Source organism: Bacillus sp. CFBP9009, from assembly GCF_036541465.1.
GTDB lineage: Bacteria > Bacillota > Bacilli > Bacillales > DSM-1321 > Peribacillus.
Window position 1 is genome coordinate 42,367 of record NZ_JAZHFU010000003.1, and the last position, 21,219, is coordinate 63,585.

Genomic DNA, 21,219 nt, shown 5'->3' on the forward strand with positions numbered 1-21,219 from the left:
TTTTCGACTCTTGCTTTTAATTAATCAAGTATCCCTTTGAAGTCTTTTCCTTTTTGAACATATGTATCGATTGAAAGTTGGATCAATTCAAGATCTTTATCATTCAATCTGCGAACCACTTTCCCAGGGGAACCAATAACCAGTGAACGTGGAGGTATGATTTTGCCAGAGGAAATCAATGTGTTCGCTCCGACGATGCATTCTTCGCCGATTTCTACATTATCCAATATCGTTGATCCCATACCGATAATGGAGCGTTTGCCTATTTTACAGCCATGCAGGATGACATTGTGACCAACCGTCACTTCGTCTTCAATGACAACTGGGCATCCTTCAAATAAATGAATGGTGGAATTATCTTGTATACTGCATTTTTCTCCTATTGTAATTGAATCTTCATCACCGCGCAGTACGGAATTAAACCAAATGGTCGAGTCTTTCCCAATCGAAATATCACCGATTAAATGAGCGCCGGGTGCCACGAAAACAGTATCATCAATGGATGGTTTTTTATTATTGTACGGAATAATCATAGTCTCGCTCCTTTTTGAAAAGTCAGAATTGTTTTTCTGATGAATATAGTATAACATTAAATTGACAGGGAGGGATGAAAGTGAAATGTATTTGTGAACTTTTTGCGATAAAATATCCCATTATACAAGGCGGCATGGGGAATATAAGCAATGCAAGTCTTGCGGCTGCAGTTTCCAATGCAGGAGGACTGGGGACAATAGGGTGCGGTACCATGAATCCTGAACAGGTGGAAGCCATCATTCTCGAGACCAAAGATAAAACCAATAACAATTTCGCGTTGAACATTCCAATAAATGTTAGTCCATATACAGATGAGTTAGTGAGTCTTGTCCTGAAGCATGAAATACCTGTAGTTTCCTTATCAGCAGGAAATCCTGCCCCTTTCATTCCGCTATTGCAAAAAAAGAATATAAAAGTGATTGCCATCGTTGCGTCGGTCAAGCACGCGCAAAAAGCGCAAGCGGCAGGGGCTGATGTGTTGGTCGCAGAAGGGTTTGAAGCTGCCGGCATCAATTCGAACCTGGAAATGACGACCTTTACACTCATTCCGCAAATCAGCAAGCATGTGACGCTTCCAGTTTTGGCAGCTGGCGGAATAGGCAATGGACAGGGGTTGGCAGCTGCATTGATGCTGGGGGCTTCAGGAGTCCAATTAGGAACGAGGCTGATCGCTACACAAGAAGCACCGTTCCATCCGTCATATAAGCAGAAACTGATCGAAGCGATGGGCAATGATACGGTAATTTTGGGCAGAACATTTGGCCAGGTCAGAAGAGTATTGAAGGACCCATATACCGAGAAGGTCCTGGATTTGGAAAAACAGGGACTGTCTCCTGTGAATTATCGTGAAATGACCTCTGAAGTCCATCATATTAATGGGGCGATGAACGGGGATGTTAACAATGGTTTTATGAACAGCGGCCAGGTTGCCGGATTGATTGACGATATACCCACGGTAAAGGAATTACTTGATGGCATGATGAAAGATGCAAAAAAACATATGGAAGATGGATTGAGGAGACTCTCTGCCCCTTTTATGATTTGAGAACTAAGGGTACCGATATTCATTTCTAATGGATTATATGTAATAAGGAAAATTCTATGGAATACAAAGACAAACACTAATAGTCAATTCATAACAAAGAAGGCGCCATGATCAGGCGCCTTTTTGATTTATGTCATTATTAGCAGCATCCACCGAAGCCGCCGCCGAATCCCCAACTGCATCCAATGATGATCAACAAGATGAATAATACGATCAGCAATGCGAATCCGTTATCGAAACCGCCGTGGCTGCCACAACATTCGTTACCATTTCCACCCATTTGATTTCCTCCTCATACATATTATGAATTACATACCTAGCAAAACATCTTTACCGGGAATACTTCATACTATGTATTCTAGGCCGAAGTGTTTGCTTATTCATAAAAAATGGGCGTGGGCAAAATCAAGGGAATAAGCCCGAATATTTTTTTGATTTTGTTTTAAATGTTATAATATACCATGTGGATTGTGGGGGAAGGGAGCTGAACTAACTCATGAAAGTTGCCATTATAACGGATGTGCATGGTAATGCTTCAGCGTTGAATGCCGTTCTTAGGGATGTTGATCAAAGGGAAGATATAGATCGTCTCTATTGTTTGGGAGATATGGTCGGGATTGGCCCGGATACTAATGAAGTCCTTGAACTTTTATTTTCAAGAAATGATGTATCGATGATAACTGGAAATCATGATGAAGCTGTCCTGGCCATCATTAACGGGGAGCCGCATCCGGACGGTCATATTCATGTTAAGGAGCATCATGAATGGATAGCTGAAAGGATGCATTGGAAATTCATAAATAAATTGGAAAAATTGCCTCGAACTATACATCATATCATTAATGATCACTCCGTTTACTTCACCCATTATCACATGGAATCGAAGAAATTGGATGAGCACATAAGCCAAAATCCATTTAGTAAAATCGTTGAACCGAGTTTAAATAACTTAGAAACGCTTTTCAAAGATCAGCATCACGATTTAATAGGATTTGGACATCATCATCCTATCCACCTTTTTAAAAATGACCGAACGATATTCCTGAATCCTGGTTCTCTTGGCTGTAATGGTGAACCAGTTGCTCCTTATGCCATTGTTGCGATTGAAAATACCGGTATTCAGGTTAAGCTTGAAAAAGTTGCCTATGATAATACATCGTTCCTGTCATCGTATCAAAGCTTACAAGTCCCAGAGCATGAATTCATTATACGTGCCTTCCATGGCGGCCAGCAGGTCTAGGGCGTTTAAAAAGATGAAGAATGGAAAAATGTTGAGCATAAAGGTACATGCCTGTGGATACGATAATAGGCAAACTCAACGAAGCTGGAGGTAGGTCATGAAGGAAAAGGAACAGGTAGTAAATCAAGAGCAGGAAGAGATGGAAATGCACAGTCTTGTCTGTAATGATGAATTGTTTAATAAGGATCTGTACGCCATTGTCGATGATACGATGCAAGAGGAAGGATAAACGGGAAAAACGCTGCAGATAATGTCTGTAGCGTTTATTTTTACTTTGAAATGGCTGAAGCCAGAATTTTGGATTTTCGTAAAAGATCACGTCCTGCCTGATTCCATCACTCTTTTTACAGCCAGTGAATCCCGGAAGTGAATCATTTGAAACCATTCTGGATTTATCCCATACTATATATAAGTTTCAAATCCGAGAGGAGGGATGGCATGGGACATCATCATGGTCACTCCCATGATCATGGGCACGGACACCACCACCATTCTAATAATAAAAAAGCCTTGTTGGCATCTTTCTTATTAATCTCCACATTCATGATCGTCGAGGTCATTGGCGGATTCTTGACAAATAGTCTGGCTTTACTGTCGGATGCAGGTCACATGCTTAGCGATGCGGCAGCTTTAGGGCTTAGTTATACAGCGATAAGGTTGGGGGAAAGGAAAGCGACATCGTCCAAATCGTTTGGATATAAACGGTTTGAAATCATTGCTGCTTGTTTGAATGGATTGACCTTGATCGTCATATCCGTATTCATTTTCATAGAGGCAATTAAGAGGTCCCTGGATCCCCCTGAGGTGCAAAGCTTGGGAATGCTAATGATTTCAATCATCGGCTTACTTGTTAATATCATTGCGGCCTGGATTTTAATGAGCGGAGATAAGGAAGACAATCTGAATGTACGGAGTGCTTTTTTACATGTTATTGGTGATATGCTTGGATCTGTGGGTGCCATTGCGGCCGCACTTTTGATTTATTTTTTCGATTGGGGAATTGCAGATCCGATTGCGAGCGTCATAGTCGCGATTTTAATCATTATCAGCGGTTTTAGGGTAGTGAGGGATTCTTTCCATATCTTGATGGAGGGCACACCAGACCAAGTCGATATGGATGAAGTGAAAGCATCCTTGATGGAATTGGATGGTGTATCCGATGTCCATGATCTCCATATCTGGACGATCACCTCTGGCTTTTTGACAATGAGCTGCCATGTTGTCATAGATGAGAGCGGTAATCACGATTCAGTTTTAGCAGAAGCGCAAAAACTACTTCATGATCAGTTTGGAATTGAACATAGCACGATCCAAGTGGAAAGACAGGAAGCGGGCTGTCCGAATCCACACGAGACATGTAATTGAAAAGGGCTGGCTCAGTTTAGAGCCAGCCTCTTAAGAGTGTATAAGGGGACCATAGTTTTTTTCTGGATGATTATTACGACCATGCAGAAGCATTCCTGTTAAAATGAATCGAGATCACTTACACAAGATTACTATGTGAAAACATCGGTTAATTTTACTGCGAACATAATCCTGACACATAAAAATGGTAAGATTGAGGGAAAATGCTTGGTCTTTTTAATAGTTAGCATATATAAAATGATTCCACTATAATTCAGGAAGGAGGAATCCGTCAATGAAGAAAATTCTTGTAGTAGAAGATGAAATCGCCATATCGATGGTATTGAAAGCATATTTGGAGCGGGAAGGTTTTGATGTAGTCCAAGTTTACGATGGGCTAAAGGCCATTCCGGTGTTTGAAGAAACGAAGCCAGACCTTGTCCTGCTTGATGTCATGCTGCCTGGTAAGGAAGGCTGGGATATACTGAAGGAAATTCGGGAGGACGATACATGTCCGGTTATCATGTTGACTGCACTGACAGATGTCGATTACAGATTATCGGGATTTAAGTCAGGTGCGGATGATTACATCTCCAAACCCTTCGTTGCCGAAGAAGTCGTGGCCCGGGTGCATGCCGTTTTAAGAAGATCATCATCGGTTGTTACGGAAGATGGTCATGTACATCAATTTGGGAGTTTAATCATCGATGATCTGTCTTATATGGTGCATTTAAATGGGGAAGAGATAAACTTGACGCCGCGTGATTTGTCGCTGCTCGTTTTTTTCGCTAAGCACCCTAACCAAATTTTTACGAGAGAACAGCTGCTTGACCAAGTGTGGGGCATAGATTATGACGGCAGTGACCGTGCGGTGGACCTGGCGATCAAACGAATCAGGAAGGCGATAGATGCATGGCCTGTAACTGAGGGGGAAATAAAAACATTGCGTGGATTGGGGTATCAATTGAGTGTCTATGAAAACTAAAAAAAGAACCACTTTACAACGCTATTGGACAAAGAGGTACGTATTGACCTTGATTTCCGGTTTGATATTATTGTCTGTTTTTTCCTTATGGTGGATGGAAAAAACGGCTTTGGAATATAGGCTCAGCCTTCTTAAATACTTAGCTGATGAAACATCCGATCGCGCGATTAAGGAAAATGGCCAGATTGTCGTTGGCCCGATCCTTTCGGAAATTGTTGAGGAAAGGGAGAAAATCCTCCATCTGAACCAACAGCCAATCATCTATATCGTCGATCCCGATGCCACCATCATATATACGATGCCACAATTGTATATCGATCCGGATGAAAATAAACTCCCGGACGTCATCATGAAAAATACGGAGTTAGTCCAGAAGGTCAAGATTTCCGACAATAAAGTATATGTCGTCAAATCCCCCATTACGTTTAACGATGAGACGAGAGGCTGGGTGGTCATTGCCCAGGAAGAAGGGGCATTGAAGGAAATCAACCAAGATCATGGCTTGTTGGCGATCATGATTGGAGGCCTTCTGATTCTGGGAACGGGAGTCATTTATTTTCTTTCCAGGCAGATTTCGCGCCCCATCCAAGATGTAGCTAACGCCGCTGTCCAGGTTCGTGAAGGCAACTATGATATCCATTTCAAAGAGGAAGAGGAAATCAAGGAAGAAGAAATTTATGAACTGATAGAATCATTTAAGGAAATGACCAATCGATTGAAGGTCATGGAGAAGTTGCGGGCGGAATTGCTTGCAGGCGTAACCCATGATTTGAAAACGCCAGTCACTTCCATTAGCGGACTGATACAAGCGGTTAAGGACGATGTCGTTAAGGGAGAGCAAAGTAAGGAATTCCTCGATATTTCCTTAAAGGAAACTCAGCGTTTACAAGGTATGATAGAGGATTTACTCAATTATAATGCCATATCGGCAGGCGCTTTTAAAATCCGGGTGCAAAAAGAGAATATCAATATATTCATCAAGGAAATCGCCTATCGCTGGCAGGTGACCCAGGATGATGATCAAGCGTTCGCTTTTGAGATAAAAGTTCCTGATGAACCGGTCTTTGGTCAAATTGATTCATTGCGGATGCAGCAAATCGTCATTAACCTTTTGAATAATGCCAGACATGCACTTGACGGCAAAGGGAAAATAGAGATTCACCTTTATGAAAAGGATGAAGAACGGATCTGCATTGATGTACTGGACAGCGGGCGGGGGATTCCGAAACATGAACAGCAATATGTGTTCGAACCATTTTATCGAGGTGAAAACAAAAAGCTGAAGGTACGTGGGTTAGGCTTGGGACTGCCATTCAGTAAGATGCTCGCAAAAGCGCAAAAGGGAGATCTTGTGCTTAAGGATAGCGATGAACAAGGTACCACCTTCACGATTGTCATAGAGAAAGCGGATAAGATATAAAAAAGGGTTGTCCGATGTAATGGACAACCCTCTTATTATGAAGAATGTTAACTGATTAAGCCAATTGGCTGATTGCACGCCATAATTGTACATGACGGACCTTCCTTGGAAGGAAGCGTCCCATTTCTTCTTCATTATATCCTGCATGCAAGTTCTTATGGTCGAAAATGATTGGCCGGCGAAGTAAATCCGGGTTATCTTGAATAAGCTTGCAAAGATCATTAAGTGGTGTATTATTTATATCGATATTCAGGCTTTTGAATTTTTTGGAACGGGTTGAGATGATTTCATCTGTCCCGCCTTCCGTTTTACGTAAAATCTCTTTTATTTCTTCTATAGAAAGAGGTTGGGAATATAGGTTACGTTCATTAAAGGAAATTTCGTTCTTCTTAAGCCAAGCTTTTGCTTTACGACAGGCTAAACTGCTTGGGGTTGTATAAATTGTTACCATTAAAATCGACTCCTTCAAAGTTTTCAAGTTTATTGGAATGAAATTATTTTTATATTTGTGATACTCTTACTTTAACGTTCCTTTGTGTCAGCAAGATGTCAAGAAAAATAAACTTAAATGTTATTTTAAAAAAGAAAGGGAGAAAATGAAATGGAATCTGCCTTTAATGAAAAAGAAACTGTTTTGGTAATGATGCCGAAAAAGGACCTGCATAGGCCGTTATTTAACAGTGATGTGCGGATGGTATCATGACAGGGGATTTTTGGTCACCAGTCAGGCTATCGATACAAGTAGCGGGACTATCGGGTATCCTTGTTTTCATTTTAGGAATTATCCTAGCGCGAATGATGGCTAAAAAGAAATTCAGGGGAAGAGTCCTGTTGGAAACAGCGTTTTTATTGCCGCTTGTTTTGCCGCCTTCCGTCGTGGGGTTTTTATTGATTGTGATTTTTGGCAAGAGTGGAATGCCGGGACAATTCATTGAAAGGGTTTTTAATCAGCCCCTGATGTTCACGTGGTGGGCGGCGGTCATTGCATCTACCGTGGTAGCGTTTCCGCTTATGTACCAATCCGCTAAAACGGGCTTTGAAGGTATAGATGAAGAAATCGAAAATGCAGCAAGGGTTGACGGGGCCGGCGAGTGGAGATTATTCCTGAATGTATCCCTTCCATTGGCGGTCAAATCCATCGTCACAGGTGCCATCTTGAGTTCTGCTCGAGCATTGGGGGAATTCGGGGCCACACTCATGTTTGCCGGAAACATTCCCGGACAGACACAAACCATACCGACCGCGATTTATATCGCCATGGACTCCGGGAATATGACATTAGCCTGGCTATGGGTTGCCGTAATCATTGTCATTTCATTCATTATGCTTTTTATCGTGACATACATAAAATGAATGCTGTTTCTCGAATATGCTTATGAAAAAGAGAGGTGCGGCTTCTATGTCCTCTTTATGGGTGAATCCGTTTTTTTCGTAAAGGTTCCGTGCAGGCAGGTTCATTTTACCTGTCGAAACGGATATCTTTTCCCAGTTGCCGTGTAATTGAAGAGCATGCAGCAGTGCATCCGCGATACCCTGCCGGAAATAATCAGGATGGACGACCATCCGGCAAATCAGTATTTGGCCATTTTCTTTTGTATAAGATATTGCACCCGCTAAGGCATCACCCTTTAAAAAGCATAAGAACGTTTCATGACAATGAATGAATTGTTCATATGTTTCCAATAATGGAGGGAGATCGGCAAAGCCGATCATATCCGCTTCCACCTTATAGGCTTCTTTCTGAAGTTTAAAAAGCTGCCGGCCATAATCGGAGTCCAGGTCCCGAATTGTCATGATCAATCAAATCACTCCCTTTCATTACATTATAATGGAAGAGGAGATTATTGTTTCTAATCAGTCTATGTTATAATCGACAAACAATATGAACTAATGAAATGAGGAAGAAATTTGTTAACATTTGAAGAAAAATTGAGCATCATTGAAACTTTTCCGGAATTACAGCGAAAAGACGTTTCATTGGGACGTGTGAACTTCCATTATCCAGAAAGCGTCCAGGAGAAAAAAATCGTCGTTCAGCACTTGCATCCCAATGGAAACGGGTTCGTTTACGCTGGGCATATGAGAAAAAAAGACACTGACCGTAAAGGGTTTATCAATATACGTGACTATAATGAAGCGGATTTGAAAGAATTGATCCAAAAAAGCGTGGATTACCTATCAAAACCTCCGGTTGAATTCGAAGAAGAGGAAAACGAGTTCGCTAGGTTGGAAGGGGCATGGATTGGCCCTGAAAAGCAAGAGCTTACACTTGAAAGGGAAGACCTGCTTTGGAATGTTTATTCAGGGTCGAATCTTGAGGAATGTTTCGAGAGTCCGGTAGAGGCGGAGCGCTACTTATTGGACGAAGGCTTCCGACAAAGCAAGAAGAGGAATATGTAGAATTTTAGGATAATTTGTCGGTTGATTTACTGCGATAATCTTGTTTTTTTAGGATTTCCCATGATATAATATGAGTAATTATTTTTGTTCGGAAAAGTTTGATAGAAGGATTTACTGTAATAGGATTCCTCTTGAAACATTATCCAGAACCAAAAATAGTAATAAAATGGATTTTTCCAAACACAGGAGGAACTATCATGGTACAAGGTAAAGTAAAATGGTTTAACGCAGAAAAAGGTTTCGGTTTCATCGAAGTTGAAGGCCAAGACGATGTATTCGTACATTTCTCAGCTATCCAAGGCGAAGGCTTCAAAACGCTTGAAGAAGGCCAAGAAGTTTCTTTCGAAATCGAGCAAGGCGCTCGTGGACCACAAGCAGCTAACGTTCAAAAATAATTGAACGCATATAAAAAAAAGACTCCGATTTTGGAGTCTTTTTATTTTTCTTTTTTTTCTAAGATTTCCTTTAATGCTTTGTCCAATTTTTCTTCGATCCGTTTAGAACGATTAAAATGCCCAGACAGGAAAAACACGATGAATATAACGAATACGACAAGCACTAGCATAAAAAGGATAGGAAGGAACTGGGTTATATTTTCAGTCATTGGATATTATCTCCTTTTTTCTTCCATTATCCTTCATGCTTACTGCTGCTATGATAGAGGGAGCCAAGTTTTTTAAAAAAACTCTGAAAGGGGATATGCGAACATGCATATCACCTTTCAGTCAGTTCTGGAATCGCGAGGCGAACTTTTGAAGTCTGGGCAAGTCTGATTCTTGATACATCTGTTCTATCTTCAATGTCACCAATAACTGGCTCTTGGCAAATAACATGTCCCGGAAATGATCGACCGCCCCGCAAAAATGATTATAGTTGGTTTCACCAGTGCCGAAGACTCCCGTTTTCAGATGAGCAATAGGCAACTGTTCCAGTTCTTTATAAAGGGCTGCTGATTTAGCGGGAAGCTCCCCATTGCCCCATGTATAGGTGCCGACAATCAATGCATCGTAATGCGCCAATGTACGTAAATCGAATTCATTCATTCGATATAGTCCAGCTTCAGGTAAAAAGGAAGCGAGGGCTTCAGCAAGCGCTTTTGTATTGCCGCCGGCAGAATGATAGACAATGGCAACTTTACAGCTCATCGAACCCATTGCTGGCATTTACTTGACTGTATGTCCTTGATTTCTGTTCGAAGAAATCGGTTTTGGTAAGTCCGATGGATTCATCATCGAACGTTTTGATCCATGGCATCGGGTTCTCGCCATACTCTTTATACAAATTTTCAAGGCCTAGCATACGTAACCGTTTGTTGGCGATATATTCGATGTACTCATTGAATTCTTCCAAATCGAGATCGGCTTTGGTTTGGATATCTTCGAGCATATATTCAGACCATTCCTTTTCGAGTTCGACTGCTTTTTCAATCGTTGTATAGATGAACTTCGTGTTTTCTTCATTATTTAACTCAGGATATTCATACATCAAGATTTGAATGAGCATTCCAATGAAATCGAAATGGACCATTTCATCGCGATGAATATAGGATATCATCGTAGCGGAACCGGTCATTAGATTTTGGCGTCCTAAATTATAATAAAAGGCGAAAGCCAGATAGAAGTAAATCCCTTCAAGGTTTGTTGAATGGATCAGTGCCTCGAATAAATGCTGTGGGCTGGGATCGTCCACGAACGTTTGATAAGCATCAACGATCGGTTGGTTACGCTTAATCACTTCAGGATGTTCTTTGATGCGGTCGAAAAGCTGTTTTTGCTTGCCTACCGGAATCAACGAAGCAAGGATATAGGAATAAGATTCATTATGGATCGATTCCTGCTGGGCCATGTTGGCCAGGATAGCTTTTGCCGCCGGATCTTTGATGTACCGAAGGATTTCTACTAAAGTGGGCGTTTGGAGACTGTCCATTCCAGCAATCATCGTAAGGATATCGAGAAAAGCGTCCTGGATATCTTCATCCAATTCGCCCCACTGCTTTTTATCCTGAATCATGTTCACGCTCGAAGGCTTCCAAAAGTTATTGATGAGCTGTGTATAGGTATCATAGAATTTTTCATACTGAATATCGTTCCAAAGGAGGAAGCCTGAAGCTTCTCCTTTGAAAACACCGGTTGCCTTGGTTGGATGCGTCGGTTCGAGCATCCGAATTTTTTTGATATGATTGGTCATTCGTGAAAACTCCTTTAAGAATAGATTACTGGGTCATGATTGTCGTTAACTTGAACAGCTTTCGCAGGCATTGTCATATTCGGAAGAAGTCGAACGAACATAATACGTTGATTTCAACCCGCTTTCCCATGCCGTTAAATGGATATCCAACAGGACCTTCGCTTTGATTGTATTGTGTACATACAGATTAAAGCTGATTGCTTGGTCAATATGGCGTTGTCGGGCTGCATTTTGCCTGATGCTTTCCAGTTGGTCCAAATTGAATCGCGTCTTTTTATAATATTCATACGTATTTGGCGTCAAGCCTGGTGCGGTCACCTTGAATTTGAAGTTTTTCTTTTCTTCGTAAAATTCAATTTCATATAAAGGGTCGATCCCATCCGTGGAATTACCGATCTTGGCTGTCGATGAATTGGGGGCAATCGCCATTAGATATCCATTACGGGTCCCATGCTCCTGCACGTCTGCTTTTAAATCCATCCACTTTTGATCTGTATAGTCACGCAGTTCGAAATAGTCCCCTGTATGCCAATCAGATCCTTCAAAATATGGGTATGATCCTTTTTCCTTGGCCAATTCGTTGGATGCCTTGATTGTTAAGTAAGCGATCTTTTCGTATAAAGCATCAGCATATTGAACAGCCTCATCGGATTCCCAATAAATATTCTGTATGGCAAGTAAATGATGCCATCCAAACGTTCCTAAACCAATTGCCCGGTAACGTTTGTTCGAGATGGATGCTTGTTTGACAGGAAGATTATTCACATCAATGACATTGTCCAGCATACGGATCTGAATGGGAATCAATCTTTCCAAAACATCGCTGCCCACCGCTCGGGGCAAGTTAATGGATGAAAGGTTGCAGACAACGAAATCGCCGCTTTTACGAACCACAACAACATCTCCATCTTCTGTTTCATATTCATCCGTGATCGTCGAAGGGCTTAGGTTTTGGGCAATCTCCGTGCAAAGGTTAGAACAATAGATCATACCTTTATGTTTATTGGGATTCTTCCGATTCACTTCATCGCGATAGAACATATACGGTACACCTTCTTCTAATTGAGAAATCATGATGCTTTTCATGATGTCCATCGCATTGATTTTTTCAAAGCTATAGTTTGGAAGCGTGCCATTTTCTGCGGCCTCGACAGCAAGTGCATAATGATTCCTGAAGCTTCCTTCGCCTTTCTTCTCGTCATAAAGATCTTCAAGTGAAAATCCAAGGGTTTGCTTAACGGTATGCGGATCGAAAAGATACCATTCTTTTCTGTCGCGTACAGCCTCCATGAATAAATCCGGTATGCATACGCCTGTAAAAATATCATGGGCTTTTAATCTGTCATCCCCGTTTTGTGTCTTCAAATCGAGGAAACTCATGATATCTTTATGCCAGGCATCCAAGTAAATCGCTATGGCACCTTTACGTTGCCCCAATTGATCGACACTTACAGCTGTCTGGTTGAATAGTCGAATCCAGGGCGTTGTGCCGGAACTGTTTCCAGAGAAACCCCGGATATCAGAACCAAGCGAGCGAACCTTACCAACGTAAAGGCCGACACCGCCGCCGAATTTAGATACTTTTGCTGCATCGTAGTTTGATAGATAGATGCCATCAATGGAATCTTCAATTGCGTCGATAAAGCAAGAGCTTAACTGTCCATGTGTTTTACCTGCATTGGAGAGTGTAGGAGTCGCAACGGTCATATAAAGGTTGGACATGGCCCAGTATGCTTCTTTTATAAGTTGCAGGCGGTGCTCCGTTTTTTCCATTCGCATGATTTCCATCGCGATGATCATGAAACGTTCTTGCGGCAGTTCGTAGACCTTGTCCTTTTTTGGGCGGGCCAGATAGCGGTCGTTCAATAAGTAGATGCCTATGTAAGAGAATAATTTATCTTTTTCCGGGTCGATCACCGAACCCAATTCCTCAATTTCCGCTTTTGTATATGAAGATAGCAGTTCTGGTTTATAAATTGGATAACGCTGACCTTCCGAAAGCTGGGAGAGTTCTGTGATCAGCTCATAGAATGGGCCATAACTCTTGCCTTCATAACCTCGATTGGCTTGTGCATCCCTATACATTGTATTCAACAGTTCTGCTGCAGCAACGAATGTCCAATCCGGAGCATCGATATCCACACCTTCAAGAGCGAGCTGAATCAGTTTTTTTGATGCCTGTTCTTCGGTTGAGTCACTTTTGCGATCAAGCCATTTTGTAAAACGCTTTTTGAACTTTTCCATATCGAGACGGCCTTCGAATTCCTTCGATAACATCTCAAGCTGAATGGATTTCGTTTCTGTGTCATTTTCACTTATGGTAGAGTTATATGTTTGAGTCATTAATAATCCTCCTTGTTAACTTCCGCTAAAATAAAAAAAACCGCCCAAAGAATTGAGCGGATCAAACGATAGAATAAAAGAGCCATGAAAAAATAGCCGTTATACTATCGTTTCATCATCTCAATCCCCGAAGAATAAGAAACGTGAAAAATTCAAGGCAGGTCTCCTGACTCATGATCATCCTACTTTGAGTCCTTCCCGTATAGAGAGCTATACAGTGGGTTTCTCATTTCGTCACATTTACAGTTGCGGGGACAGTTCCGGGTTTGCACCGGATTCCCTTTTCAGCCATCACTGGCACCTTGGATTATAAAAAATTCTATATATAGTTATTGGTATTGTTTATGTAATCAATATCTAGTATTTCTGCTTATATTATCGTAAGCCATATACGATGATAATTCAACTAATATATTTGAAAAAAACCAACCCTTATCTATTGACAAAGTGATGGCAGAGAGTGAAAGAATGAAAGATTTTATTGAGGAATGGATAATTCAAGCGCTGATTTTACGGGATTTTGTGTTAAAATAAAGTGTCTAGTAAAGGTGGCTCTCCCTTATTGCGGTGAGGGGATTCGCGGAAAAATATTTATGAAAAAGGGGATAAAATCTTGGAAAAAGTATTAGTTTTTGGACATAAAAACCCGGATACAGACACAATCTGTTCAGCAATCGCTTATGCAGATCTGAAAAAGCAGTTAGGTATCAACGCTGAACCAGTTCGTCTGGGTGAAGTGAATGGTGAAACTCAATATGCATTGGACCAATTCAAATTCGAAGCTCCCCGTCTTGTGGAAAAAGTTGCAGGGGAAGCTGATGGAGTAATCCTGGTCGATCATAATGAACGCCAGCAAAGTGCTGAAGATATTGACCAAGTCCGTGTGTTGGAAGTTATCGACCATCACCGTATCGCTAACTTCGAAACGAGCGATCCTTTATATTACCGTGCGGAACCAGTTGGCTGTACGGCAACCATTTTAAATAAAATTTATAAAGAAAACGGCATTGAAGTTCCTAAAGCAATCGCAGGTCTTATGCTGTCTGCCATCATTTCCGATTCTTTATTGTTCAAATCACCTACATGCACGGAGCAAGACGTTGCAGCAGCTATGGAATTGGCTGCCATTGCGGGAGTCGACGCTGAAACATATGGCTTGGAAATGTTGAAGGCGGGAGCTGACTTGAGCGACAAAACGATTGCCCAGCTTATCACTCTTGATGCAAAGGAATTCTCCATGGGAATGGCTAAAGTGGAGATAGCACAGGTCAATGCTGTTGATCCGAACGAAGTCCTTGCTAAGCAAGCTGAATTGGAAGCGGCGATTGAAGCGGTAATCGCTGTGAAGGAATTGGACTTATTCCTATTCGTCGTAACGGATATCTTGACTAATGATTCTGTTGCCTTGGCTCTTGGTAAAGCAGCTTATGCAGTGGAAAAAGCATACGACGTGTCATTAAACAACAACATCGCCGTCTTAGAAGGCGTTGTATCGCGTAAAAAACAAATCGTGCCGGTCTTAACGGACGTATTCAGCAAGTAATAAATGAAAAGGGACGCTCATTAAAAATTTGGGCATCCTTTTTCTGTACATGCAAAAAAAAGACTCAACCATCCATTAAGGGTGTTTGAGTCTTTTTTCTTAATTCAAGGCTTCCTTTTCTTTTTCATAGGCGATGACAATCAATTCTTTATTGGCTTCCTCGCCTAATTTGCTTTCAAAGCTTTTCAGTTCATTCAATAAATCCGGTGACAGATTTGCTGCTGTATAATCCTGCTCTGGTGTCATGCTTTTCGCTCCTTTCAAAAGGAAATGATTCATGTTATCTATTTTGTCGGTTTGAAAAGTTTCTATTCAGCAGAATGTTACTTCTTCAAGATATTTTACTTTCTGAGGTGGCGAGTTTTTCAAGCAATGACGAACTCTCTTCATCGAGTCCTTGCACTTGGACAGGTATTCCCAGAAGCTGATATTTAAGGATAACCGTATCAACAGCACCGACTGCTGAAGCATCCCAAATTTTGGAATGGGTGAAGTCGATGACGATTGCATCGGCTTTTTCCTTGAAGTCGAACTTCGAAACAAAGTCCTGGACAGAAGCGAAAAATATTTGTCCGCTGATACGATAAGTGATTTTTTTAGCCTGAATGTCTTCCGTTTTCTCTACTGCCACTTTAGAAATTTTAGCCGAGAAGAAAATCATGCTTAAAAGCACTCCGGCAAATACCCCTTTTGATAAGTCATGTGTATAAAGAACAATGAGGACCGTCACGATCATCACGGCTGCATCCGACTTAGGAGCTTTAGTGAGCCTCTTTAGGGAAGACCAGTCAAATGTCCCGATTGAAACCATGATCATGACTGCGACAAGTGCAGCCATCGGTATTTTAATAAGGACATCATTCAATACCACGATTAATACCATAAGGAATGCGCCCGCTACAAATGTCGAGAGCCGGCCCCTTCCACCTGATTTAATGTTGATACCGGATTGGCCGATCATCGCACATCCTGCCATGCCTCCAAAACATCCGGCGATGATATTCGAAATCCCCTGGCCTTTGGCTTCCTTATTTTTATTACTGTCCGTGTCAGTCATCTCATCGACAATTTGAGCTGTCAATAACGATTCTAGCAGCCCAACAAACGCAAGGGCAATGGAATAAGGGAAAATTATGGCCAAAGTTTGGAAGGTCAAAGGGATGTCTGGAAGCATGAACATCGGAAGCGCTTCGGTCAATTGCCCCATATCCCCAACCGTCCGCACCGTAGCCCCCGTGGTAACTGCAACGATCGTCATGAATATGATGGCGACAAGTGGTGAAGGTATGACTTTCGTGATCAGCGGAAAAAGATAAATGATAGCTAATGAAACGGCTGTCATGACATACATGATCCACGTTTCGCCCACGAAATGGGTGAGCTGTGCCGTGAAAATCAAGATGGCTAAAGAATTCACAAAACCAGTCATGACCGGCTTCGGGATGAACTTCATTAATTTCCCGATTTTTAAGACCCCTAGTAAAATTTGCAGCAAACCAGTCAATATTGTTGCAGCAAGTAAATAGTTCAAGCCATGATCTTTAACAAGGTCGACCATGACGAGTGCCATTGCGCCAGTGGCAGCCGATATCATTCCCGGCCTCCCGCCGACGAAAGAGATGACAATGGCAATGCAGAATGAGGCATATAGACCAACCATTGGGTCAACGCCAGCAATGATCGAAAAGGCAATCGCCTCCGGAATCAATGCCAAGGCAACGACAATTCCCGATAGAACATCTCCTCTAACGTTGCCGAACCATTCCTGTTTGTATGCAGATGTATTCAAAGAAACACTCCTTCTTTCTTTTATATATGTGTGTTTTTTAACGCAATAAATTATAGCATGAGTCCTTCTTTCTATCTATATGGATAATATAAACGACAAATCGAGGGCTATTCATTTCTTACTGAATGAAGGTAAAATGCCTAAAGAGGGAAGAATTGATACAAAAGGTGCTTGAGCCATCATGAAGAAGCATCGATTCATCTATACGATGAATCGGAAAACTGTTTATTAACCTTCGGTAGAGTCTCCAAAACTGAAAAAAATCAATGACTAAAAGGAATGATATGAAGATTACCGGTTGAAAGGGAAAATAAACTCGTACCTTCGTATTGCGAGGAGAGATATCATTATCTTAGTAAACAGCCGATAATCATATGGAGGTAGGCGGTACCACTAGAAAGCTGATCATTTATTATGTCTGTATACAGGCCATGCATATAATAATGTCAGTCGAAATGGATTGCCGAAAAAATGGCTTGGCCATTTTTGACCTACAAGCTTTTGATTCACGCTAAAGTAGTGGAGTAAAACGGTAGGGATCTATTTCATAACTACTCGCTTTGCGCACCGATTGGAACCGATTCATGACATTCCAGACATGGGTTTTAGAAGGTAGTGAAACGCGATAGAATCTAATGATTACTTATAAACCACATGATGATTTATATCAATCGAGAAAGTTTTAGGGCCGACCGTACATTTACTATTCATATAATTAAAAAAGATAGTGCATTAACTGTGTCAGTATAAGTGGGCATGAGGTAAGAGAGTCTTTTACCAAAACTATATTTTCCTTTTTTCCATTCAAGGAAGTGGTGAGGGTGAAAAGGCCAGCTCTTTCAAAGTTTTGGGAGTAGGAACCCTCCGGAGTTAAGAGGCTATTCCTGATCAATGATACTGGATTTACATTTAGGACATGTCACTTCTTTATAATGCTTGAACCTGATCTTTCGAAGGTCGCTTCTGGACAACATTGCGAATACATTATATCTTGTGCCGCATGCACAAGTATTTTTATCTTTAACTATGTGTCTTTCATCCGTAGTAGCTGAATAAATGGTTGGAAAGAACATATATAACCCTCCTTGTTTTAATTTTAGGCAAATTAAAAAGGGGCAAGAAATTGATAATAAAGTGATCCATTCAAGAAAAATCTTGGCAGCCCGGCTGCCATGACAACTAGTTGTTGGTTTAGGCCCGTGGCTTTGCGTCTTTTACTTTCATAAAATTTGCCTAAAATAATCTTAACATAAAATCTAATGTGTGATGAAGTGCAGAAAAAATACTTATCAGTTTATGGGTGGGACCTAAGGGGTGATGGAATTTACGGATAGGCATGAACGTGACCGTTTCAAATCTTTTTCTCGATTTCCCTTCAATAATCCCCCATTTACAATAACCCTGATTCTTGATTTAAATGTATAGGTAGGCTATAAGCTTTCAATCCTGTATCGGAATACGACCGAAACGATGAGCATTAAACATGAGAAAGCCTGCTTCCATCTGGAAGCAGGCTTTCTTGCCAAAGTGTGATTAATGTGTTCTGGCCAACTCCGGATTGCGGTGCATCGCGAAATAGAGGACAAGGCCGGCAATGAGGAGTAACGTGCTGGTCGTTATGAAAACGGCGGAGAATCCGTAGAAACCAGCAACCATTCCTCCCATTGCGGGTCCGATGATATTGCCTAAAAAGCGCAGGCTCGTATTGTACCCAAGCACTTCCCCCTGCATTGCGACAGGCGCTTCTTGGCGAATGTAGGCAATCCTTACAGGGATGATGCCGCCTATCGCCATGCCTAGTATGAAACGTACAAAAACAAGCTGCCAAAAATGATTGATGAAGGCACCTGGCAAGTAGACAAGAGCTGTCAGAAAAAGAAGCAGCACTAGAATCTTCACATGTCCATGCCGATCACCTATCTTGCCCCAGTGACGCGCCATCAATAAATTCCCGAGGCCTGCTGCAGAAAAGGCGATTCCTGAATAAAAACCAAGATTGGAAGTTCCATGCAGCTCACCAACGTATAAAGAAAGAATGGGCTGGATGCTGAAGTGGGCAACTTGGACAAGCGTGGAGATGAGCATGACATTCACTAAGATGGGGTTCCTTAAGATATGTGAGACAACCTCCCTGCTTGTATAGCTCGACTTCGTTCCCTTCTGCCGCTCCATTCGGTACTCCTTGGTTGCAAAAACAAGAAGACCAGAGATGAAAATGGTGATGGAGGTGAATTTAAAGGCGGTTGAATAACCGAGTGTGTCTGCAAGCACACCGCCAAGCAATGGTCCGAAAAGGGAACCGGTAATATTTCCCGTTTGTAAGGTTCCGAGTACACGTCCGGCAATTTCTTTTGGTGTCTGCGTTGATATGAAGGCCTGGGACATGGAAATGAAGCCAGTGAATATTCCTGTGAACATCCTTAGGACGAATAGCTGCCAAACATTTTCGACGAATCCCATCAGGAAGATGGACAGGCCCATCCCAAAGGCGCAGGCAATCAAAATTTTCTTTCTGCCATACCGGTCACCAATCCGTCCCCAAATGGGGGAAAATAAAAAGGCAGTCACGAAAGTGATTCCAAAAGTCCATCCGGACCAATGCTGGATATATTGAGTCGAATAATCTCCGAATGTACCAATGTATAAGGATATGAATGGGAGAACCATCGTCATGCTCCCGCCTATGAAGAAATTGGCGAACCACATGATGAAAAGATTCCGTTTAGCTATTTTATGAGCGTTCATTTTACATACACTTCTTTCCTTCGAAAAAAAACTTCGGGTTCCTAAATAATAGTATACAGAAATTAACTAATTTATTAAACGAATTTGTTTAACTGGTTTTTTAATGAATGGGCAAATGGTATAATATGAAAATACTGATTTTTCAGAAAAATTAAATAAACAAAAGGTATTCATTTTTCCAATTAAAGGAGTTTTAAACATGTTGACGATTTTAGGGTTTTGTATGATTTTAACGTTTCTGGTCTTGGTCATCACTAAACGTTTATCAGTGGTTGTCGCTTTTATCTTCACGGCGATAGCTTTTGGTCTGATTGGCGGGTTTGCCTCGGAAATGGGAGATATGATGGTTGCGGGTATTTTAAAGGTGACACCGACAGCAGTCATGATCGTTTTTGCCATTCTGTATTTTGGTTTAATGATTGACGTTGGTTTATTCGAGCCCATGATCGCTAAAATACTGAGTTTTGTAAAAGGAGATCCGCTAAAGGTTGTCATGGCAACCGCCATTATAACCATATTGGTAGGTTTGGACGGAGACGGTTCTTCCACATTCATGATCACTGTTTCGGCCATGCTGCCGCTTTATATCAAATTAGGGATGAACAGGCTCGTATTGGCCTGTGTCGTTGGTTTAGCCGCTGGCGTCATGAACATGATTCCTTGGGGAGGTCCTTTGGTCAGGGCGGCCGCGAGCCTTCAGGTGGAAGTATCGGAGTTATTCATACCTCTTATTCCGGTCATGATTTGCGGTCTTTTATGGACGCTTTTTTCGGCATATGTACTTGGCAAAAAGGAAAGGGAGAGATTGGGAGTCGGCTCCCTGGAGACGAACATGCAACCTGGTATGGGCGAACAGGCTGCAGCTGTTGAAACGGCACCTCAAGGCACATCCAGGCTTTTTTGGTTTAATTGGTTCTTGACGATTTTACTGATGGTTTTGCTGGTGATGGAAGTGCTGCCGATCCAAATCTTATTTGCCTCAGCTTTTGCGATTGCACTATTCGTTAACTTTCCGAACCCAAAAGAACAGCAGGAAAGGATTTTAAGTCATGCCAATAGTTTCGTGATGATTTGTACACTCATTTTTGCAGCAGGGATTTTTACGGGTGTATTCACGGAAACAAAGATGATGGACTCGATGGCTGCTTCAATCGTAACTGTCATTCCGGAGTGGCTCGGGGCACATTTACCACTGGTGGTAGCGCTGACGAGCATTCCGATGGGGTTCATTTTTTCACCTGATGCCTATTACTTTGGCATTCTGCCAATAATAAGTGAAACGGCATCGAACTTCGGTATTGCTCCTGTAGAAATCGGAAGGGCGGCTTTATTAGGTCATTCGACCGCAGGGTTCCCCTTATCGCCATTGGTGCCTGCAACATTCATATTGATTGGCCTTGTAGGCGTGGATTTTGGGGATCATCAAAAATTCCTGTTTAAATGGGCGTTTGGGACAACCATCATCATGACGATTGCAGCCATTACTTTCGGGGTCATCACTTTGTAAAATGTGAGCCCATTAAGCTATATTGTAAAATCCTTGTCTGTGAATTTAGTAAGGTATTCACTCTCACTGGTGTAATCTATTTTCCTATTTATCCCGCTTTCTGTTTATTCTTCCATAATAGTGGAAAGTAATAAGAG

At 41.7% G+C, this 21,219-nt stretch carries 23 protein-coding genes and 2 riboswitches; of the genes, 12 read left to right on the top strand and 11 right to left on the bottom strand.

Annotated elements, in window-relative coordinates:
• Positions 1-20 precede the first annotated feature (20 nt).
• Complete coding sequence (locus tag V3595_RS09485; protein ID WP_241593642.1) at positions 21-533, bottom strand: gamma carbonic anhydrase family protein; 513 nt, start codon at positions 531-533, stop codon at positions 21-23.
• 80 nt (positions 534-613) lie between these two features.
• Here V3595_RS09485 and V3595_RS09490 point away from each other — a divergent pair, with 80 nt between their 5' ends.
• Positions 614-1,579, top strand: coding sequence for an NAD(P)H-dependent flavin oxidoreductase (locus V3595_RS09490; RefSeq protein ID WP_485906871.1), 966 nt, complete (start codon positions 614-616; stop codon positions 1,577-1,579).
• A 139-nt stretch (positions 1,580-1,718) separates the two neighbouring features.
• On the opposite strand, the gene V3595_RS09495 is transcribed toward V3595_RS09490, so the two are convergent.
• The gene (locus V3595_RS09495; protein ID WP_402901516.1) at positions 1,719-1,859 is read right to left on the bottom strand and encodes a YjcZ family sporulation protein; all 141 of its coding nucleotides are present in this window, start codon (positions 1,857-1,859) and stop codon (positions 1,719-1,721) included.
• Positions 1,860-2,075: 216 nt separating this feature from the next.
• On the opposite strand from V3595_RS09495, the gene V3595_RS09500 reads away from it, so the two are divergent.
• The 5 genes from V3595_RS09500 to V3595_RS09520 all read left to right on the top strand — a co-directional run bounded on the left by V3595_RS09500 (position 2,076) and on the right by V3595_RS09520 (position 6,568).
• Positions 2,076-2,819 carry a metallophosphoesterase family protein gene (locus tag V3595_RS09500; RefSeq protein ID WP_485906874.1) on the top strand — a complete coding sequence of 248 codons (744 nt, stop codon included), beginning with the start codon at positions 2,076-2,078 and terminating at the stop codon, positions 2,817-2,819.
• A gap of 97 nt (positions 2,820-2,916) precedes the next feature.
• Complete coding sequence (locus V3595_RS09505; protein WP_485906875.1) at positions 2,917-3,048, top strand: hypothetical protein; 132 nt, start codon at positions 2,917-2,919, stop codon at positions 3,046-3,048.
• A 209-nt stretch (positions 3,049-3,257) separates the two neighbouring features.
• Complete coding sequence (locus V3595_RS09510; RefSeq protein ID WP_485906877.1) at positions 3,258-4,184, top strand: cation diffusion facilitator family transporter; 927 nt, start codon at positions 3,258-3,260, stop codon at positions 4,182-4,184.
• A gap of 274 nt (positions 4,185-4,458) precedes the next feature.
• On the top strand, positions 4,459-5,148 hold the full coding sequence (locus V3595_RS09515) for a response regulator transcription factor (RefSeq protein WP_485906879.1): 690 nt from the start codon (positions 4,459-4,461) through the stop codon (positions 5,146-5,148).
• Positions 5,138-6,568, top strand: coding sequence for a HAMP domain-containing sensor histidine kinase (locus V3595_RS09520; RefSeq protein ID WP_485906881.1), 1,431 nt, complete (start codon positions 5,138-5,140; stop codon positions 6,566-6,568). The genes V3595_RS09515 and V3595_RS09520 overlap by 11 nt, the downstream gene beginning before the upstream one ends.
• Positions 6,569-6,623: 55 nt before the next feature.
• On the opposite strand, the gene spx is transcribed toward V3595_RS09520, so the two are convergent.
• Positions 6,624-7,019 carry a transcriptional regulator Spx gene (spx, locus tag V3595_RS09525; RefSeq protein WP_034314875.1) on the bottom strand — a complete coding sequence of 132 codons (396 nt, stop codon included), beginning with the start codon at positions 7,017-7,019 and terminating at the stop codon, positions 6,624-6,626.
• Positions 7,020-7,267: 248 nt separating this feature from the next.
• On the opposite strand from spx, the gene modB reads away from it, so the two are divergent.
• Positions 7,268-7,921 carry a molybdate ABC transporter permease subunit gene (gene modB / locus V3595_RS09530; RefSeq protein WP_402901502.1) on the top strand — a complete coding sequence of 218 codons (654 nt, stop codon included), beginning with the start codon at positions 7,268-7,270 and terminating at the stop codon, positions 7,919-7,921.
• On the opposite strand, the gene V3595_RS09535 is transcribed toward modB, so the two are convergent.
• Positions 7,883-8,362 (bottom strand): GNAT family N-acetyltransferase, encoded by a 480-nt coding sequence (locus V3595_RS09535; RefSeq protein ID WP_485906884.1) that lies wholly within the window; start codon positions 8,360-8,362, stop codon positions 7,883-7,885. The two genes, modB and V3595_RS09535, sit on opposite strands and share 39 nt — an antisense overlap.
• Positions 8,363-8,476: 114 nt before the next feature.
• Between V3595_RS09535 and V3595_RS09540 the strand changes: the two genes are divergently transcribed.
• Both V3595_RS09540 and V3595_RS09545 read left to right on the top strand, forming a co-directional pair.
• On the top strand, positions 8,477-8,968 hold the full coding sequence (locus V3595_RS09540) for a hypothetical protein (RefSeq protein WP_402901496.1): 492 nt from the start codon (positions 8,477-8,479) through the stop codon (positions 8,966-8,968).
• A 197-nt stretch (positions 8,969-9,165) separates the two neighbouring features.
• Positions 9,166-9,363 (top strand): cold-shock protein, encoded by a 198-nt coding sequence (locus V3595_RS09545; protein WP_028393295.1) that lies wholly within the window; start codon positions 9,166-9,168, stop codon positions 9,361-9,363.
• Positions 9,364-9,404: 41 nt separating this feature from the next.
• On the opposite strand, the gene V3595_RS09550 is transcribed toward V3595_RS09545, so the two are convergent.
• The 4 genes from V3595_RS09550 to V3595_RS09565 form a co-directional block, all read right to left on the bottom strand.
• Positions 9,405-9,572, bottom strand: coding sequence for a hypothetical protein (locus tag V3595_RS09550; RefSeq protein ID WP_485906886.1), 168 nt, complete (start codon positions 9,570-9,572; stop codon positions 9,405-9,407).
• A 121-nt stretch (positions 9,573-9,693) separates the two neighbouring features.
• Positions 9,694-10,122: a flavodoxin domain-containing protein gene (locus V3595_RS09555; RefSeq protein ID WP_485906888.1), complete on the bottom strand. Its 429-nt coding sequence runs from the start codon at positions 10,120-10,122 to the stop codon at positions 9,694-9,696.
• Positions 10,103-11,155, bottom strand: a complete 1,053-nt coding sequence (locus V3595_RS09560) for a ribonucleotide-diphosphate reductase subunit beta (protein WP_137023613.1) — start codon at positions 11,153-11,155, stop codon at positions 10,103-10,105. The genes V3595_RS09555 and V3595_RS09560 overlap by 20 nt, the downstream gene beginning before the upstream one ends.
• Positions 11,156-11,200: 45 nt before the next feature.
• Positions 11,201-13,498 (bottom strand): ribonucleoside-diphosphate reductase subunit alpha, encoded by a 2,298-nt coding sequence (locus V3595_RS09565; protein WP_485906889.1) that lies wholly within the window; start codon positions 13,496-13,498, stop codon positions 11,201-11,203.
• Positions 13,499-13,637: 139 nt separating this feature from the next.
• A riboswitch (cobalamin riboswitch) is annotated at positions 13,638-13,818 on the bottom strand.
• Between the two features lie 293 nt (positions 13,819-14,111).
• Here V3595_RS09565 and V3595_RS09570 point away from each other — a divergent pair.
• Positions 14,112-15,041, top strand: a complete 930-nt coding sequence (locus V3595_RS09570) for a manganese-dependent inorganic pyrophosphatase (RefSeq protein WP_214743462.1) — start codon at positions 14,112-14,114, stop codon at positions 15,039-15,041.
• A gap of 99 nt (positions 15,042-15,140) precedes the next feature.
• On the opposite strand, the gene V3595_RS09575 is transcribed toward V3595_RS09570, so the two are convergent.
• Entirely contained in the window at positions 15,141-15,287 is a 147-nt protein-coding gene (locus V3595_RS09575) for a hypothetical protein (RefSeq protein WP_155726446.1), read from the bottom strand.
• Positions 15,288-15,372: 85 nt separating this feature from the next.
• Positions 15,373-16,830 carry a SulP family inorganic anion transporter gene (locus V3595_RS09580; protein ID WP_485906892.1) on the bottom strand — a complete coding sequence of 486 codons (1,458 nt, stop codon included), beginning with the start codon at positions 16,828-16,830 and terminating at the stop codon, positions 15,373-15,375.
• A 374-nt stretch (positions 16,831-17,204) separates the two neighbouring features.
• Here V3595_RS09580 and V3595_RS09585 point away from each other — a divergent pair, with 374 nt between their 5' ends.
• A complete protein-coding gene (locus tag V3595_RS09585) occupies positions 17,205-17,345 on the top strand; it encodes a hypothetical protein (protein WP_485906893.1) in 141 nt (46 codons plus the stop codon).
• A 639-nt stretch (positions 17,346-17,984) separates the two neighbouring features.
• A riboswitch (cyclic di-GMP riboswitch) is annotated at positions 17,985-18,074 on the bottom strand.
• Between the two features lie 289 nt (positions 18,075-18,363).
• On the opposite strand, the gene V3595_RS09590 is transcribed toward V3595_RS09585, so the two are convergent.
• Complete coding sequence (locus V3595_RS09590; RefSeq protein ID WP_485906895.1) at positions 18,364-19,575, bottom strand: MFS transporter; 1,212 nt, start codon at positions 19,573-19,575, stop codon at positions 18,364-18,366.
• Between the two features lie 199 nt (positions 19,576-19,774).
• Between V3595_RS09590 and V3595_RS09595 the strand changes: the two genes are divergently transcribed.
• Positions 19,775-21,082: a CitMHS family transporter gene (locus V3595_RS09595; RefSeq protein WP_048678050.1), complete on the top strand. Its 1,308-nt coding sequence runs from the start codon at positions 19,775-19,777 to the stop codon at positions 21,080-21,082.
• Positions 21,083-21,219 lie beyond the last annotated feature (137 nt).